This window comes from Methylotenera sp. 1P/1, assembly GCF_000384355.1.
Lineage (GTDB): Bacteria > Pseudomonadota > Gammaproteobacteria > Burkholderiales > Methylophilaceae > Methylophilus.
This window is the reverse complement of the sequence record NZ_ARWC01000001.1, coordinates 2034512-2051419: the sequence shown is the minus strand read 5'-3', so window position 1 is coordinate 2051419 and position 16908 is coordinate 2034512. Positions and strand designations below refer to the sequence as shown.

11 protein-coding genes, 5 tRNA genes and 2 rRNA genes are annotated in these 16908 nt (G+C 45.1%); 3 read left to right on the top strand and 15 right to left on the bottom strand.

Features of this window, described 5'->3' with window-relative positions; genetic code table 11:
- Positions 1-44: 44 nt before the first annotated feature.
- Entirely contained in the window at positions 45-389 is a 345-nt protein-coding gene (locus tag A3Q3_RS0109810) for a helix-turn-helix domain-containing protein (protein ID WP_020183412.1), read from the top strand.
- Between the two features lies 1 nt (position 390).
- On the opposite strand, the gene A3Q3_RS0109805 is transcribed toward A3Q3_RS0109810, so the two are convergent.
- The 4 genes from A3Q3_RS0109805 to A3Q3_RS0109790 form a co-directional block, all read right to left on the bottom strand.
- A complete protein-coding gene (locus A3Q3_RS0109805; protein ID WP_020183411.1) occupies positions 391-1851 on the bottom strand; it encodes a site-specific integrase in 1461 nt (486 codons plus the stop codon).
- 100 nt (positions 1852-1951) lie between these two features.
- Positions 1952-2027, bottom strand: a tRNA-His gene (locus A3Q3_RS0109800).
- Between the two features lie 14 nt (positions 2028-2041).
- Positions 2042-2118 (bottom strand) — tRNA-Arg (locus A3Q3_RS0109795).
- Positions 2119-2160: 42 nt separating this feature from the next.
- A tRNA-Pro gene (locus A3Q3_RS0109790) sits at positions 2161-2237 on the bottom strand.
- Positions 2238-2329: 92 nt separating this feature from the next.
- Between A3Q3_RS0109790 and folD the strand changes: the two genes are divergently transcribed.
- Entirely contained in the window at positions 2330-3205 is an 876-nt protein-coding gene (folD, locus tag A3Q3_RS0109785) for a bifunctional methylenetetrahydrofolate dehydrogenase/methenyltetrahydrofolate cyclohydrolase FolD (RefSeq protein WP_020183410.1), read from the top strand.
- 145 nt (positions 3206-3350) lie between these two features.
- Positions 3351-3773 carry an RNA polymerase-binding protein DksA gene (dksA, locus tag A3Q3_RS0109780; RefSeq protein ID WP_020183409.1) on the top strand — a complete coding sequence of 141 codons (423 nt, stop codon included), beginning with the start codon at positions 3351-3353 and terminating at the stop codon, positions 3771-3773.
- Between the two features lie 239 nt (positions 3774-4012).
- Here dksA and pnp read toward each other — a convergent pair whose 3' ends face one another.
- The 11 genes from pnp to A3Q3_RS0109720 all read right to left on the bottom strand — a co-directional run bounded on the left by pnp (position 4013) and on the right by A3Q3_RS0109720 (position 16829).
- Positions 4013-6133, bottom strand: coding sequence for a polyribonucleotide nucleotidyltransferase (gene pnp / locus A3Q3_RS0109775; protein WP_020183408.1), 2121 nt, complete (start codon positions 6131-6133; stop codon positions 4013-4015).
- A gap of 220 nt (positions 6134-6353) precedes the next feature.
- Positions 6354-6623: a 30S ribosomal protein S15 gene (gene rpsO / locus A3Q3_RS0109770; protein ID WP_020183407.1), complete on the bottom strand. Its 270-nt coding sequence runs from the start codon at positions 6621-6623 to the stop codon at positions 6354-6356.
- 149 nt (positions 6624-6772) lie between these two features.
- Positions 6773-7729 carry a tRNA pseudouridine(55) synthase TruB gene (gene truB / locus A3Q3_RS0109765; protein ID WP_020183406.1) on the bottom strand — a complete coding sequence of 319 codons (957 nt, stop codon included), beginning with the start codon at positions 7727-7729 and terminating at the stop codon, positions 6773-6775.
- A 3-nt stretch (positions 7730-7732) separates the two neighbouring features.
- Positions 7733-8092, bottom strand: coding sequence for a 30S ribosome-binding factor RbfA (gene rbfA / locus A3Q3_RS0109760; protein ID WP_020183405.1), 360 nt, complete (start codon positions 8090-8092; stop codon positions 7733-7735).
- A gap of 14 nt (positions 8093-8106) precedes the next feature.
- Entirely contained in the window at positions 8107-10782 is a 2676-nt protein-coding gene (gene infB / locus A3Q3_RS0109755; protein ID WP_020183404.1) for a translation initiation factor IF-2, read from the bottom strand.
- Positions 10783-10865: 83 nt separating this feature from the next.
- Positions 10866-12332 (bottom strand): transcription termination factor NusA, encoded by a 1467-nt coding sequence (gene nusA / locus A3Q3_RS0109750; RefSeq protein WP_020183403.1) that lies wholly within the window; start codon positions 12330-12332, stop codon positions 10866-10868.
- Between the two features lie 50 nt (positions 12333-12382).
- Positions 12383-12871 (bottom strand): ribosome maturation factor RimP, encoded by a 489-nt coding sequence (gene rimP, locus A3Q3_RS0109745; RefSeq protein WP_020183402.1) that lies wholly within the window; start codon positions 12869-12871, stop codon positions 12383-12385.
- Positions 12872-13096: 225 nt separating this feature from the next.
- Positions 13097-13210: ribosomal RNA gene (rrf, locus tag A3Q3_RS0109735) — 5S ribosomal RNA — on the bottom strand.
- 187 nt (positions 13211-13397) lie between these two features.
- A 23S ribosomal RNA gene (locus A3Q3_RS0109730) occupies positions 13398-16278 on the bottom strand.
- 379 nt (positions 16279-16657) lie between these two features.
- Positions 16658-16733: transfer RNA gene (locus A3Q3_RS0109725), tRNA-Ala, on the bottom strand.
- 19 nt (positions 16734-16752) lie between these two features.
- Positions 16753-16829 (bottom strand) — tRNA-Ile (locus A3Q3_RS0109720).
- Positions 16830-16908 lie beyond the last annotated feature (79 nt).

Genomic DNA, 16908 nt, shown 5'->3' with positions numbered 1-16908 from the left:
TCATGTCAACAGGTTGATAGTCAACTATATAGGTTGAGTTAATTATGATGACAAAATCTAATAAATATTTAGCAGAGCAGATCGGCCAGTGCATAGCCAAACGCAGGCTTGCTGCTGGGTTTACTCAGGATCAGGTCGCTGAAAAGCTTGGAATAGGCTATGAGGCCGTTTCTAGAATGGAGCGCGGGGTAACGATACCTACCGTGATTAGGCTGGCTGATTTAGCCGAGATATTCGGCTGTGGTATTCAAGAACTTTTGATCGAGTCTAGCGATAGACCTGATGAACAAGCCGAGCAAATTAAAAACATGCTGGCAAAGCTGAATAGCGAAGACAGAAATATGATCTTGGAAACCATACAAAAACTCTATCTTCGCTTAAAACCATAGACTACTGCTGCTGGCTGGCAGCCTTCTGATCTGCGTTATATGCCTTTTTGGCTTCTTTTCTTTTCATACTTCTGACCAACTCATACATAAAGTTGTCTGACTCAAAGTCAAAATGAAACTCACCAAAATCCACATCGTGCTCAATTTGATTAAGGTGTGTCAGCATATAACTTAATGAAAGATGCTCCTTACTTTTAGCCCCCTCTTCTTCACTTCCATAAATCTCGTCAGTTACATCGAAGGTAATATGATGCCCAAGAATAGACTTGCGTAAAAGTGAGGGGTATTTGGCAGCATCCATTTTAGCGCTGAGGGTTTTTCTTAAGCTGTGAAACGTTTTCAGCTTTTGATCCACCTGAATCAATTCTTGTTTATGCGCTGTGAAGTTATAGCCTACATTTTTACCGTATCCATTTTTTGTTTTGATGAGATACGGATATAAATGGGAGTCCTCACCATAAGTTTTCATAACATAGGCGTGATAATCCAAAAAGTTAGTTTTAAGGATAAATCTAGGAATTGGTAAAATGCGTTTTGATGACTCAGTTTTTAGCTCTTTGTCATCCCCATACTCATTAATATCAATCACCCAGGTACCACCACTATCATAGATATCGGTCACACGAAGCTGTGCAACTTCCTCCAACCTTAAGCCCATCGTTAGTGCGATTAGGGGAGAGTAGAATAAATCAGGTTTTTTGAAACGTTTGAAATAAGCCTCAACCTCGAACAGTCTACTAATTTCGTATGGCCTAAATGGCACATAACTATCTGTGACTGACAGCTTCTGTGCTTTACTTTTTATCAAATTAAGTTTTGCAAACGGATTCTTAAATTTATATTCTTCGATTTCAATTAAGTGATCAAAAAACAGCTTAATAGATTTGGTGTGATTATCAACCGTAAGTGGACTAGCTTCTTTAGTGCTGATATAGCCTCGATAAGATTTTGCAAAATCCAGGTTAACTGCCTCTACTTCAGTGACTTTCTTTGAGCGAGCATAATCGATGAATTTACTTACTCGTGGGTAGTAGCCATTTCGTGTAGCTTCAGAATAAACTTTATAGGTCGCATCCTTCCAGCTTTTAAAGCCGTCATCCAACGAATACAATTTTGGAGGGACTACTATAGGCTTGGATACTTTCATGCCTATACGGTCGACTAAATCATCATAGGCAGCCTTTTCTGCTGGACTATCAAGATTAAAGTCATAGGAAGTACCTTCATGCTCAACTTTGAGTGCAGGAAATCTGTTGTTATCACCTATCGCCATACTTTTTAGCCATTCCTCAAATGCAAGATTGATCTTTAATGCCAGAATGTAAGCAACGCTTCTATCCTTGGTTTTAAGACTATAAATGATTTTTTGATGGCGAGTGTAAGGAATCAGTTTCTTAGGCACTAGCAGGCGTATGTAATAGATGCCTGAAGCTTTTTGGTAGGTTCTTGAGGGTGTGGGCATCACTTTCTCCAAGTAATGACTTGGAAGTGCTACCCTTGGTGCTACTGTTTACAGAATAGATACACAGCTAAGTGTATAATTTTAAACAGCAATAAGAAAATGGGGTGGCTGATGGGGCTCGAACCCACGACAACTGGAATCACAATCCAGGGCTCTACCAGCTGAGCTACAGCCACCATTGAGCACAAATTGGCCTGCCCGACAGGAATCGAACCTGTAACCCCCAGCTTAGAAGGCTGGTGCTCTATCCGGTTGAGCTACGGGCAGATTTAGTTACATGTTGACACTAACGGGTAAACCAAAGATATTTGGTCGGCGTGGAGAGATTCGAACTCCCGACATCCTGCTCCCAAAGCAGGCGCGCTACCAGACTACGCTACACGCCGAAGAGGCAGAAATATAGCGCAATACTGCCTGTCGGTCAATTCTAATATGTTAAAATTGCGTTTTATTTTTAATAATTATTCAAAAAATAAGCATGACAGCGCAGATTATTAACGGCAAGGCAATTGCCGAAGCATTACTCGACAACCTCAAAATCAGAGTGCAGCAACGCATAGATGCCGGTAAGCGCGCGCCATGCCTAGCAGTGATTCTGGTCGGCGGAGACCCCGCATCCGCCATTTACGTGCGTAATAAGCGCCTTGCTTGCGAAAAGGTGGGCATACAATCAATTGCCCATCAGTTACCTAGCACAACTAGTCAAGCCGAGCTTTTGGCACTGGTGGATGCTCTTAACACGGACCCTAATGTAGACGGCATTTTGGTGCAATCGCCTTTACCAGAGCATATTAATGAAGATTTATTGATTGAGCGCATCAGCACATTTAAAGATGTGGATGGCTTCCACCCTTACAACATTGGTCGCTTGGCTGTGCGCCAGCCTACGTTACGCTCATGCACGCCGTTTGGCGTGATTAAAATGCTGCAAGCGAGCAATATTGAGCTGATGGGATTAGACGCTGTGATTGTGGGTGTATCCAATCACGTTGGCCGCCCAATGGCATTAGAGCTACTACTTGCTGGCTGCACCATCACCAGTTGTCATCGCCATACTAAAGACCTTGCCAAACATGTGATGCAAGCAGATATTGTGGTTGCTGCCGCGGGTAAAGCGGGCTTAATTCAAGGGGACTGGATTAAGCCGGGAGCGATTGTGATTGATATTGGCATTAACCGGCTTGCGGATGGCACGATTTGTGGTGATGTGGACTTTAATGCCGCCAAAACACGTGCCGGCTATATTACGCCGGTACCAGGTGGTGTGGGCCCAATGACGGTTGCAACCCTGATGGAAAACACGCTGTTAGGATTAGAATTACGAGAGCAAAGCGAGCAGGATATTCGTGCGTAAATGACCATGCAAATGATTTTTGCATATCTGTGTCATTCGGTGTAAACTCGCGCGATTAAATTTTTTGTTTTTGTTATAGATTTGGTTGGCAATTCTCTTTTCTTATTAACTGTGATTTAACGACAATATAGTCGCTGGAAACAACATGGCAGAAACACTCAACAAAACCTTTACCCCTTATCAAGTAGCTCCTGGTGAGGAGTACATGAACAAAAAGCAACAAGATCACTTCCGTAAAATCTTAAACGGTTGGAAATCTGAACTCAGCCATGATATCGACAAAACTGTGCATACGATGCAAGATGAAGTCACCATGTTTGCAGATCCGAATGATCGCGCAAGCCAAGAATCGGACATGGCATTAGAGTTACGTAACCGTGATCGTGAGCGCAAACTAATCAAAAAAATTGATGAGACCCTGCGCAATATTGATGCGGATGAATATGGTTACTGCGAAGGTTGCGGTGTAGAGATTGGCTTAAAACGCTTAGAAGCACGTCCAACTGCAACATTGTGCATTGATTGCAAAACCCTAGACGAAATGCGTGAAAAGCAAGTAGCCAAGTAATTGGCAACTTGCTTTCAGTGAAGACCAACATGCGCAGCATGTTATGTTGTAGCTAAAAATAACCTAAGCAAATCGCTACTTTTTTCGGCAAAGACTAAGCTTCAGGTTATGTTGGCACTAAAAGCACACTATTTACAACTTGTTGTCTACAAGGGCTAAGTCGTGTAACGATATAAGTCAGAAGTCAAAGTAACCCTAATAAAAAAAGCCCGCTTGCGCGGGCTTTTTTATATTCAAGATTACTCTTGAGCAGGTGCTTCTTCTTTTGCTGGCGCATCAATCAAGGCTTTCATGCTTAAACGCACTTTACCTTTGTCATCGATTTCCACTACTTTCACTTTAACGACATCGCCCTCTTTCACAAAATCACCTACCGCTTTTACACGTTCATGCGCGATTTGTGAGATATGCACCAAGCCATCTTTACCTGGCAATAGCGACACCACTGCACCAAAATCTAAGATTTTGACCACAGGACCTTCATAGATTTGACCCACTTCTACCTCAGCAGTGATTTGTGCAATACGGCGTTGTGCTTCTTCGCCTTGCTCAGCACTTGTACAAGCAATCTTGATTGTGCCATCTTCTTCAATATCAATGCTGGTGCCGGTTTCTTTAGTCAGCGCTTGAATGACTGAACCGCCTTTACCAATCACGTCACGGATTTTGTCCGGATTGATTTTCATGGTAATAATACGTGGCGCAAATGCAGACATCTCAGTGTTTGCACCAGACACAGCTTGTTTCATTAAACCTAGAATATGCGCACGACCTTCTTTCGCTTGCGCTAAAGCCACTTGCATAATTTGTGCAGTAATGCCGGTGATTTTGATGTCCATTTGCAATGCCGTGACACCATTTTCGGTACCCGCCACTTTAAAGTCCATATCGCCTAAGTGATCTTCATCACCCAAAATATCAGTCAACACAGCAACGCGATTGCCTTCTTTAATTAAGCCCATCGCAATACCTGCCACGTGCGCTTTCATCGGCACACCAGCGTCCATTAATGCCAAACAGCCGCCACATACTGACGCCATAGAGCTAGAACCGTTAGATTCTGTAATCTCAGACACCACACGCATGGTGTAATCAAAATCTTCTTTGGCTGGCAACGCAGCAATCAATGCACGTTTAGCTAAGCGGCCATGGCCGATTTCACGACGTTTTGGTGTACCAACGCGACCTGTCTCACCAGTAGCATACGGAGGCATGTTGTAGTGCAACATAAAGCGGTCTGTGTACTCACCTTGCAACGCGTCAATTACTTGCTCATCGCGGCCTGTACCCAATGTCGCCACCACCAATGCTTGCGTTTCACCACGGGTAAACAATGCTGAACCGTGTGTACGTGGCAATACGCCAGTACGAATACTGATTGGACGCACAGTACGTGTATCACGGCCATCAATACGTGGCTCGCCATTTAAAATTTGGCTACGTACTGTTTTGGCTTCTAGATTAAAGAACTCGCCTTTAATTTTATTGGCTTCAGTCGTCGATGTGTTTTCAGTAATTAACTCAGCCATTACACGGTTTTTAATTTCGTCTAATTTAGCAGAGCGCTCACCTTTTGCTTTGATTTGGAACGCAGCGTTCACATCAGCAGCAGCCAATTGTGCAACTTTTTCAATCAAGGCAGTATCTGGCTCTGGTGCAACCCAGTCCCAAGCATCTTTACCCGCTTCTGCAGTCAGCTCGTTAATCACTTTGATTACAGCTTGCATTTGCTCGTGACCATAGACCACTGCACCCAACATCACTTCTTCTGATAACTCTTGCGCTTCAGATTCCACCATCATCACAGCCGTTTCAGTTGCAGCGACCACTAAATCTAATTTAGTTTCTTTCAACTGCGCAGCGGTTGGGTTAAGCACATAGGCATCATTAATATAACCAACGCGTGCAGCACCTAAAGGACCAAAGAATGGAATGCCAGAAATAGACATGGCAGCTGAGGCACCGATAATGGCTGGAATATCTGCATCAATTTCTGGGTCAGATGACAACACAGTTGCCACGACTTGCACTTCGTTATAGAACGCTTCTGGAAACAACGGACGCAATGGACGATCGATTAAACGGCTCGTCAGTGTTTCTTTTTCTGAAGGACGGCCTTCACGTTTGAAAAAGCCACCTGGGATTTTGCCTGCGGCATAGGTTTTTTCCATGTAATCTACAGTCAATGGGAAAAAATCTTGACCTTCTTTTACTTCACGCTTACTTGTTACTGCTACCAATACTACGGTATCACCATAGCTCACCAACACAGCCGCATCGGCTTGACGTGAGATTTCACCTGTTTCAAGGGTGAGCGTATGCGCACCGTATTGAATACTTTTTTTCACAATATTAAACATTATTTTTCCTTTTCATCTCAATAACTTACTATTCACTACCCAATAGCAAGCACTACTTTTTATTACGTTTTATGTTATTACTCTTTGTGATATTTTTACCCATGGCATACACGATAGGAACGTTTGCCATAAAAAAAGCCGATGCATATCACAATGCAATCGGCTTTTATCAATTATAAAAGTGAACCAAAATTTAAAATAATAGGCACTTCTATAACAATTACTTACGGAGGCTTAAGCGCTCAATCAATGTTTGATAGCGGCTTACATCTCTGCTTTTTAAGTAGTCTAACAGGCGACGACGTTGGCTTACCAATGCCAACAAACCACGACGTGAGTGATTGTCTTTTTTGTTAGATTTAAAATGTTCTGTTAAATATGTAATGCGGCTTGTTAACAAAGCCACTTGTACTTCTGGGCTTGCTGTATCGTTTGGTGCGCGTTGATATTCTTTAACGATTTTTGCTGTATCTTGTGCTGTAATTGCCATCTTTTTTCCTTTAGTTAGCGTCAATGCAGAAGCAGGTTTTTTCAATCATCGCCCCGCGAAAGCATTCATTTACGATGAACCGCGCATTTTATATGTATTTGCCTAGCTTCACAAGCAATTATTGAATTAAATGTCTGTTTTTATTGGTGTTATTGACTGGCAAGTACTTGCTTGGTTTGTAACAGCCGCTTGGGCGCAATCTTGCCGTCACTCTGCAAAAAACCCAAACCCAAAAAATGATGTTGCGCATCATACAAACGTAAATCACCATCTGGAATTTTGCCAGATTGCCAAATCGGTTGACCTTGCAATAGGTAGTATGCAGCCTCTGCATTCAGCACAACTTTAGGAATGCTTTCAATGGCAGAATCCACTGGCAATAGCAGCTGATCGCGTTGCACTTGCGTCATACTTTCCAGCGTCTCTAGACTAATCGTTTGGTGGATATCATAACTTGCTGTTGCGGTGCGACGTAAGCCGATTAAATGTGCACCACAGCCCAATACGTTTCCTATATCCTCTGCCAAGGTACGAATATAAGTACCCTTGCTACAAGTAACGCTGAGCTCTGCAATGCTACCGCCTTCTGTATAGCTATTTAATGTTATCTGACGAATATAGACGGTGCGCGCCTGACGTTCGATTTCAAGGCCTTCGCGCGCATAGGCATAGAGTGCTTTGCCTTCGTGCTTTAACGCGGAATACATGGGAGGCACTTGACTAACCTCGCCCTCAAACTGCTTTAATGCATTCTCTAGTTGTGCACGATTAAAGGTGACGGGCTGTGTGGATAGCACTTCGCCTTCCGCATCGCCAGTGGTCGTGGTTGCACCAAATTGCACATTTGCAACATAAGTTTTATCGGCATCTGTCAGGTATTGTGCAAACTTAGTCGCCTCACCTAAGCAAATAGGCAAAACGCCCGTTGCCAATGGGTCTAACGTGCCGGTATGACCGGCTTTTGCTGCTTGAAACAGCCATTTCACTTTTTGTAAGGCTTGGTTGGAAGAAAAGCCGAGCGGCTTATCCAATAAGAGCACACCATCCACAAGGCGCTTGATGCGTTTGACTTGCGCTTTTTTAGGTGTAGAGGGTGATACTTGCACGCGCTAAGAGTGGGATTTATTGTCCGAAGCAATTGCTTCATTAATGAGTTGTGCCATTTTCATGCCGTTGTCGATAGAGGCATCGTACACAAAATGTAATTGTGGCACTGTGCGCAACAGCATGCGTTTGGCTAATTGCGTACGTAGAAACCCTGCTGATTTTTCAAGGCCTTTTTGAGTACTATCACTCGCTTTTGCGGCACTGTAAAAAATCTTGGCATGGGCCATATCACCAGTGACCTCCACTTGCGTGATTGTCACCATGCCAACGCGCGGATCTTTTACTTCAAATTGAAGCAAATCGGCCAACTCGCGCTGCATTTGTTCTGCAACGCGGGTTGCTCTTGAAAATTCTTTTGCCATTGTTGATTCGTATCCTAAAGTGTACGCGCCACTTCAACGACTTCGTAAATTTCCAAGATATCGCCGACTTCAATGTCATTGAAATTTTTCAGTGATAAACCGCACTCGAAGTTATTTTTCACTTCTTTAACGTCATCTTTAAAGCGTTTGAGAGAGTCCAGTTCGCCAGTATGAATAATCACGTTATTGCGCAATACACGTACTTTAGAATTACGTTTCACCAGACCATCTTGCACATAACAACCAGCAATAGAACCCACTTTAGAAATGCGGAATACCTCACGAATCTCTACCGTACCAATCATTTGTTCTTTTTGCTCTGGCGCCAACATACCACCTAAAGCAGCTTTCACTTCATCGACTGCTTCGTAAATAATGTTGTAATAACGTACGTCCACACCAAGATTTTCGACCAACTTACGTGCGCCAGCATCGGCACGGACGTTAAAGCCAATCAATACAGCACTAGATGCAGCTGCCAAATTCACATCGGACTCGCTAATTGCACCGACGCCCGAGTGAATGATATTCACACGCACTTCGCTTGTAGAGAGTTTTTGCAAGCTAGTAGACAAGGCCTCGAAAGAACCTTGTACATCCGATTTGATAATAATATTCAGCGTTTGTACTTCACCTTCGGTCATTTGCTCAAACATATTTTCAAGCTTGGCCGCCTGCTGTTTGGCCAATTTCACATCGCGGAATTTACCTTGACGGAATAGCGCAATCTCGCGTGCTTTACGCTCATCGTTCAATACAATAACCTCTTCGCCGGCGCTAGGCACATCAGACAAACCCAAGATTTCGACTGGAATCGATGGGCCTGCTTCTTTAATCTCGTTACCTGTCTCGTCTAACATCGCACGTACACGGCCGTAAGAACTACCAGCCAATAACATATCGCCGCGGCGTAAAATACCTGATTGCACCAATACGGTAGTGACAGAACCACGCCCTTTATCTAAGCGACCTTCAATCACCAAACCTTTGGCCGGTGTATTTTTGGATGCTTTTAGTTCCAACACCTCAGCCTGTAGCAACACAGCTTCTAGCAATTCATCAATACCCTTACCTGTTTTGGCAGACACTTCACGGAACATCACTTCGCCACCAAACTCTTCTGGCACAACTTCGTGATTGACCAATTCCATCTTCACGCGCTCTGGCTGTGCTTCCGGTTTATCCACCTTATTAATCGCAACCACAATCGGCACATTACCGGCTTTGGCATGGTGAATCGCTTCAATCGTTTGCGGCATCACGCCATCATCAGCAGACACCACCAAAATCACAATATCCGTGGCTTTGGCACCACGAGCACGCATTGCCGTAAAGGCTTCATGGCCTGGCGTATCCAAGAAAGTGACCATGCCACGTGGCGTTTCCACATGGTACGCGCCAATATGCTGGGTAATCCCGCCGGCCTCGCCAGAAGCGACACGGCTACGGCGAATATAATCCAGCAATGATGTTTTACCATGGTCGACGTGACCCATCACAGTGACCACTGGCGGACGCTCTTCCAATACCGCTTCAGTTGAATCATCCTCTTCTAAGAATGTTTCGGGGTCGTTGGCGGCCGCTGCTTGTGCTTTGTGACCCATTTCTTCGACGACGATAATGGCCGTTTCTTGGTCCAGTACTTGGTTGATCGTGACCATCATGCCCATCTTCATAAGGGCTTTAATTACCTCAGCCGCTTTCACTGCCATTTTGTGCGCTAAATCTGCCACTGAAATGGTTTCTGGCACTAATACTTCATGGATAATAGGCTCGGTTGGCGCATTAAATGCATGCTGATCATCATCTTTGTGTGATTTATGCTTGCTCTTAGGTGTACGCCAACCCTGATTCGCACTCACATCACCACGCGTTTTCAAGCCACGCTTCTTGCTCTCTGCATCATTCCAATCTTTGTTGTTGCCGCCCTTACCTTTTTTAGCTTCTTTTGCTTCAGGTTTAGCGCCTTCTTTTGCAACTGGTTTATGCAGCGTACCTTCGCTTAATTTGGCTGCTTTTGCTTTCGCTGCTTCAGCTTCGGCCAATCGCTTCGCCTCTTCATCGGCGCGGCGCTGGACCAACTCTTGTTTTTTACGCGTATCTTCGGCTTGCAACGCGAGTAAAGTTGCGTGACGTTTTGCCTCTTGCTCGCGGATTGCAATTTGCTCCGGAGAAAGCACTTGTTTTTTGATTGTGGTCGAAACCGGCTCTACTTTTACTGGTGCTGGCTCTACCACCGCAGCCACAGGCTCTACTACAGGCGCCTCTTGCACTACAGGTACAATGACCTCGGGCTCTGCAACCACTTCCACCACTGGCGTGATTTCTGCTGGCACTTCGACCACTTCAGTCTGCATCTCAGCTTCCATCGCTGGCAATTCATCCTCGTCTTCACGGCGCTCTAACACGCGTTTTTTACGTACCTCCACCTGAATGGTGCGCGCACGGCCAGAGCTATCTGTTTTTTTAATTTCTGTATTTTGTTTACGTGTAAGCGTGATTTTACTTTTTGGCGTCTGCGCAGCACCGTGTTCTTTGCGCAAATATTCCAACAATGCAGTTTTGTCCGCCTCATCCAAGCGATCTTCTACTGTTGTTTTATTCACGCCCGCACTTTTAAGCTGCTCCAATAATAGAGTCGTTGGCAGCCCTAACTCTGCGGCGAATTGTGCAACGGTTGATTGTGCCATTTACTGCTCCAGTCTCTTAACTATTCTTTTTCACTTACTATTCGATCAAATGCTTGATTGCAATGCCGATTATTTAAACCTGATTACTTAAACCAAGGCGCACGCGCTGTCATGATGAGTTCTTTTGCACGGGTTTCTTCCATACCGGTCAATTCAACCAATTCATCCACTGCGAGTTCAGCTAAGTCATCCATCGTGGCTACGCCTTTTGAGGCAAGCAAGTGCGCCGTTTTGTCGTCCATGCCTTCCATCGCCAATAAGTCTTCTGCGGCTTCTTCCACTTTTTCTTCTTTGGCAATTGCTTCTGTCAATAAGGCTGCACGTGCACGTGAACGCAATTCATTGATGGTGTCTTCATCAAACGCATCAATTTCTGCCATCTCAGCCAATGGAACATAGGCAATCTCTTCCAGTGTACTAAAGCCTTCTTGCACTAAAATATCGGCCACCTCTTCATCCACATCCAGTTTTTCAATAAACAAGGTACTGACACTGGCGTATTCGTCTTGATTTTTCTTAGCCGCAGCTTCTTCGGTCAGAATATTCAACGTCCAGCCGGTTAATTCAGAGGCCAAGCGCACGTTTTGACCATTTCGGCCAATCGCAACTGCTAATTGCTCTTCATCCACCACCACATCCATACTGTGCACATCTTCGTCCACCACAATAGAGGACACTTCAGCTGGCGCCAAAGAGTTGATGACAAACTGTGCTGGATCCATACTCCACAGGACGATGTCTACACGTTCACCCGCCAACTCAGAAGTCACCGCTTGCACACGTGATCCACGCATCCCAACACAAGTACCTACAGGGTCTAAACGTTGGTCATTGGTTTTTACTGCAATTTTTGAACGCAATCCAGGGTCACGCGCGGCTGAACGAATTTCCAGCAAGCCTTCTTCAATCTCTGGCACTTCCAATTCAAATAGACGCTTTAAAAACTCAGGCGCAACGCGAGACAACACCAGTTGTGGACCACGACCACCACGATCAACACGTGACAAATAAGCTCTCACACGATCACCCACACGTAAATTCTCTTTTGGAATCATCGATTCACGTGGCAACAAACATTCAATACGGCCTACTTCGATAATGGCATTACCTTTTTCCATACGTTTGATAACGCCCGTGACTAGATTCTCGCCACGGCCTAAGAAGTCTTGCAGAATTTGCTCACGTTCTGCTTCACGCACTTTTTGTAAAATCACTTGCTTAGCGGCTTGTGCGCCAATGCGTCCAAATGAAATCGACTCTAACGGTACCTGCACGTAATCGCCAATATTGCGATCTTTTGCGCGCTCATCTTCCTCATCAAATTGATAGGCTGAATTCTCTAATAAGTCGTACTCGACATATTGCCAACGTCTAAAGGTCTCATAATCGCCAGTTTCACGATCGATGGTCACACAAATATCCGCGTTCTCTTCGTGATTTTTTTTCGTTGCAGAGGCTAATGCGAGTTCCAAAGCAGTAAAAATCACCTCTTTACTCACATTTTTCTCGTGAGCTAAGGCGTCTACTAATAATAAAATTTCACGACTCATTGCAATCTCCAACTCAAATTATACTTAAATGCTTCAAAGCAAAAGCTTACTTAATCAAACACCGGACTTAATCTGGCTTTATCAACATTACTTAAAGCCAATTTGTAAACGTGCCCCTCAAACTCCAACAGCACAGACTCATCTTCCGTACCGCGCAAAATGCCCAAAAATGTTTTGCGTGGCAAGGTCGTATCCGTGGCTTTAGGCCCCATATCCTTGACGCCCATGCGCAACTTAATTTGCACACGCTCGCCTGTAAATCGTACAAAATCGTTTAACTTCTTCAACACACGGTCTAGTCCTGCAGAAGAAATTTCCAGCCTATCGTAATCAATATCATGCTCAACGGTAAGTACATTGCCCAACTGATTACTGACCAGTACACAATCGTCAATATTCACACTGTCTTTATTGTCTTTTGGGTTCAACTTATCAATGAACACCCGCAGCAATTTACCTCTGTTTGACATTTCCAAATCAACCAAATCAAAGCCAAGTTGATTCACTGTTTTCTCAATCAAAGTTTGCAAGTCTTGCATCAATCATTACTCCAGCTGTCATTTGTACTACTACGCAACGAGCAGAAACAAAAAATGGGCACAAAGCCCATTCAAATTATTGCCATATTATACCAATTAATTCAAGCAATTGGAATGCTTTCCATCGCATGTATTAACGGTAGCTAAAACGAATAAAGCCCTCACAAGAGGGCTTTATTGAGAGTTACTTAAAGCTAATATAGCTTAAGTAACTCAATATAAATAGCTTGGCGGTGACCTACTTTCGCATGCGAAGAGCATACTATCATTGGCGCTGGTTCGTTTCACGGCCCTGTTCGAGATGGGAAGGGGTGGTTCCAAACCGCTATGGCCGCCAAGCATAACTGGTATCACTGATGTTTTGACTCTTACGAGTTTTCATCAGCAGAAATGCTGTGTTGCCGTCTCATTTTCATGAGGCGTCTTTAACAAATTGGAAGAAGTAAAGAATTTAAATGGGGTGATTACATATCGTGCTTTAAAACAAACCGTTAATCTTAACTTTTTGGTCAAGTCTTAAGGTTATAGGATCAAGCCTCACGGGCAATTAGTATCAGTTAGCTTAACGCATTACTGCGCTTCCACACCTGACCTATCAACGTCCTGGTCTCGAACGACCCTTTAGGGGGGTTAAACCCCCGGCAAGTCTCATCTTGAGGCGAGTTTCACGCTTAGATGCTTTCAGCGTTTATCTCTTCCACACTTAGCTACCCAGCGATACCATTGGCATGATAACTGGTCCACCAGCGGTGTGTCCACTCCGGTCCTCTCGTACTAGGAGCAGGTCCCCTCAAACTTGCAGCGCCCACGGCAGATAGGGACCAAACTGTCTCACGACGTTTTAAACCCAGCTCACGTACCACTTTAAATGGCGAACAGCCATACCCTTGGGACCGGCTACAGCCCCAGGATGTGATGAGCCGACATCGAGGTGCCAAACTCCCCCGTCGATATGAACTCTTGGGAGGAATCAGCCTGTTATCCCCAGAGTACCTTTTATCCGTTGAGCGATGGCCCTTCCATACAGAACCACCGGATCACTATGACCTGCTTTCGCACCTGCTCGACCTGTCCGTCTCGCAGTCAAGCAACCTTATGCCATTGCACTATCAGTACGATTTCCGACCGTACCTAGGTTACCTTCGCACTCCTCCGTTACTCTTTGGGAGGAGACCGCCCCAGTCAAACTGCCCACCATACACGGTCCCCAGTCCAGATTATGGACCTAGGTTAGAACCTCAACAACATCAGGGTGGTATTTCAAGGTTGACTCCACGAAATCTAGCGACTCCGCTTCAACGTCTCCCACCTATCCTACACAAATCTTGTCAAAGTCCAATGTAAAGCTACAGTAAAGGTTCATGGGGTCTTTCCGTCTAGCCGCGGGTAGATTGCATCTTCACAAACATTTCAACTTCGCTGAGTCCCGAGAGGAGACAGTGTGGCCATCGTTACGCCATTCGTGCGGGTCGGAACTTACCCGACAAGGAATTTCGCTACCTTAGGACCGTTATAGTTACGGCCGCCGTTTACTGGGACTTCAATCAAGAGCTTGCACCCCATCATTTAATCTTCCAGCACCGGGCAGGCGTCACACCCTATACGTCCACTTTCGTGTTTGCAGAGTGCTGTGTTTTTATTAAACAGTCGCAGCCACCTTTTCACTGCAACCTCATCATGCTTCGAGAGTAAATCTCTACACATTACCGAGGCGCACCTTCTCCCGAAGTTACGGTGCTAATTTGCCGAGTTCCTTCTCCCGGGTTCTCTCAAGCGCCTTAGAATTCTCATCCTGCCCACCTGTGTCGGTTTGCGGTACGGTCTTATACAACTGAAGCTTAGTGGCTTTTCTTGGAAGCATGGTATCAATCACTTCGTCTACAAGTAGACTCGTTATCACGCCTTGACATTGACTCTCCGGATTTGCCTAAAGAATCTGTCTACACGCTTGAACCGGGACATCCAACACCCGGCTGACCTAACCTTCTCCGTCCCCACATCGCATTGTATAGAGGTACAGGAATATTAACCTGTTTCCCATCAGCTACGCATCTCTGCCTCACCTTAGGGGCCGACTCACCCTGCGCCGATGAACGTTGCGCAGGAAACCTTGGGCTTTCGGCGAGGGAGCTTTTCACTCCCTTTATCGCTACTCATGTCAGCATTCGCACTTCTGATACCTCCAGCATTCCTCACAGAACACCTTCGCAGGCCTACAGAACGCTCTCCTACCATACTAGTAAACTAGTATCCGAAGCTTCGGTTACGTGCTTAGCCCCGTTACATCTTCCGCGCAGGACGACTCGACCAGTGAGCTATTACGCTTTCTTTAAATGATGGCTGCTTCTAAGCCAACATCCTGGCTGTCTATGCCTTCCCACTTCGTTTTCCACTTAGCACGTCATTTGGGACCTTAGCTGTCGGTCTGGGTTGTTTCCCTCTTGACCACGGACGTTAGCACCCATGGTCTGTCTCCCGTAATTGCATTTCTCAGTATTCGGAGTTTGCAATGGTTTGGTAAGTTCTTATGAACCCCCTAGCCATAACAGTGCTCTACCCCCGAGAATGATATACGAGGCACTACCTAAATAGTTTTCGGAGAGAACCAGCTATTTCCAAGTTTGTTTAGCCTTTCACCCCTATCCACAGCTCATCCCCAAATTTTTCAACATTTGTGGGTTCGGACCTCCAGTACCTGTTACGGCACCTTCATCCTGGCCATGGATAGATCACTTGGTTTCGGGTCTACACCCAGCAACTAGACGCCCTATTCGGACTCGCTTTCGCTACGCCTCCCCTATCGGTTAAGCTTGCTACTGAATGTAAGTCGCTGACCCATTATACAAAAGGTACGCAGTCACCCCTTACGAGGCTCCCACTGTTTGTATGCATACGGTTTCAGGATCTATTTCACTCCCCTCCCGGGGTTCTTTTCGCCTTTCCCTCACGGTACTGGTTCACTATCGGTCGATTACGAGTATTTAGCCTTGGAGGATGGTCCCCCCATGTTCAGACAAGGTTTCTCGTGCCCCGCCCTACTTGTCGTTACCCTAGTTCCACACACGGGATTTCGTATAAGGGGCTATCACCCTCTATGGCCGGACTTTCCATTCCGTTCTACTATCGCATGTGCTAAAAATAACAGGCTGTTCCATGTTCGCTCGCCACTACTTACGGAATCTCGGTTGATTTCTTTTCCTCGAGCTACTTAGATGTTTCAGTTCACTCGGTTCGCCACCATCTCCCTATATATTCAGGAGCGGTTACCCTTGCGGGTGGGTTTCCCCATTCGGATATGTCCGGATCAAAGCTTATTTGCCAGCTCCCCGAACCTTTACGCAGGCTATCACGTCCTTCATCGCCTGTAATCGCCAAGGCATCCACCATATGCACTTATTCACTTGATCCTATAACGTTAAAACCTAAACCCTTTTTAAATCCAGATTTCATCATGCATGAGACATGCGTTATAGTTTTTCTAAAGCAACTTTTCTTAATCTGCAAGGTTGTACAAATTAAGATGGTTTTTATTTCACTTACATTTATTTCAAGAACTTTCATTCCAGAAACTCATGCCAAGCAAAATGTTCGATTTTGCAATCAGTCAATATTACTCCGGTTAAAAAATAATATTGCCCATTTGAATACAACATTGTCATCACACAATGTGCATTCTCTTTACTTCTTCCATTTTGTTAAAGAACAGTCTAGTTAAAAACTAGAAGCAAGTATTGTTTAAATCAATCCTTAAGCAATACTTGCTTCTAATTTCTACTCAACAAAGCTTGGTGGAGGATGACGGGATCGAACCGACGACCCCCTGCTTGCAAAGCAGGTGCTCTCCCAGCTGAGCTAATCCCCCATATATTACGAGGTGAATCTGGTGGGTCTGGTTGGGCTCGAACCAACGACCCCCGCCTTATCAAGACGGTGCTCTAACCAGCTGAGCTACAGACCCAATAAGGTAGTTTCTAATATTACCTGTGGCCAATCTTTGTTGTACTACTGTTGAATGACTGATAAGAGTGAATGCTTGC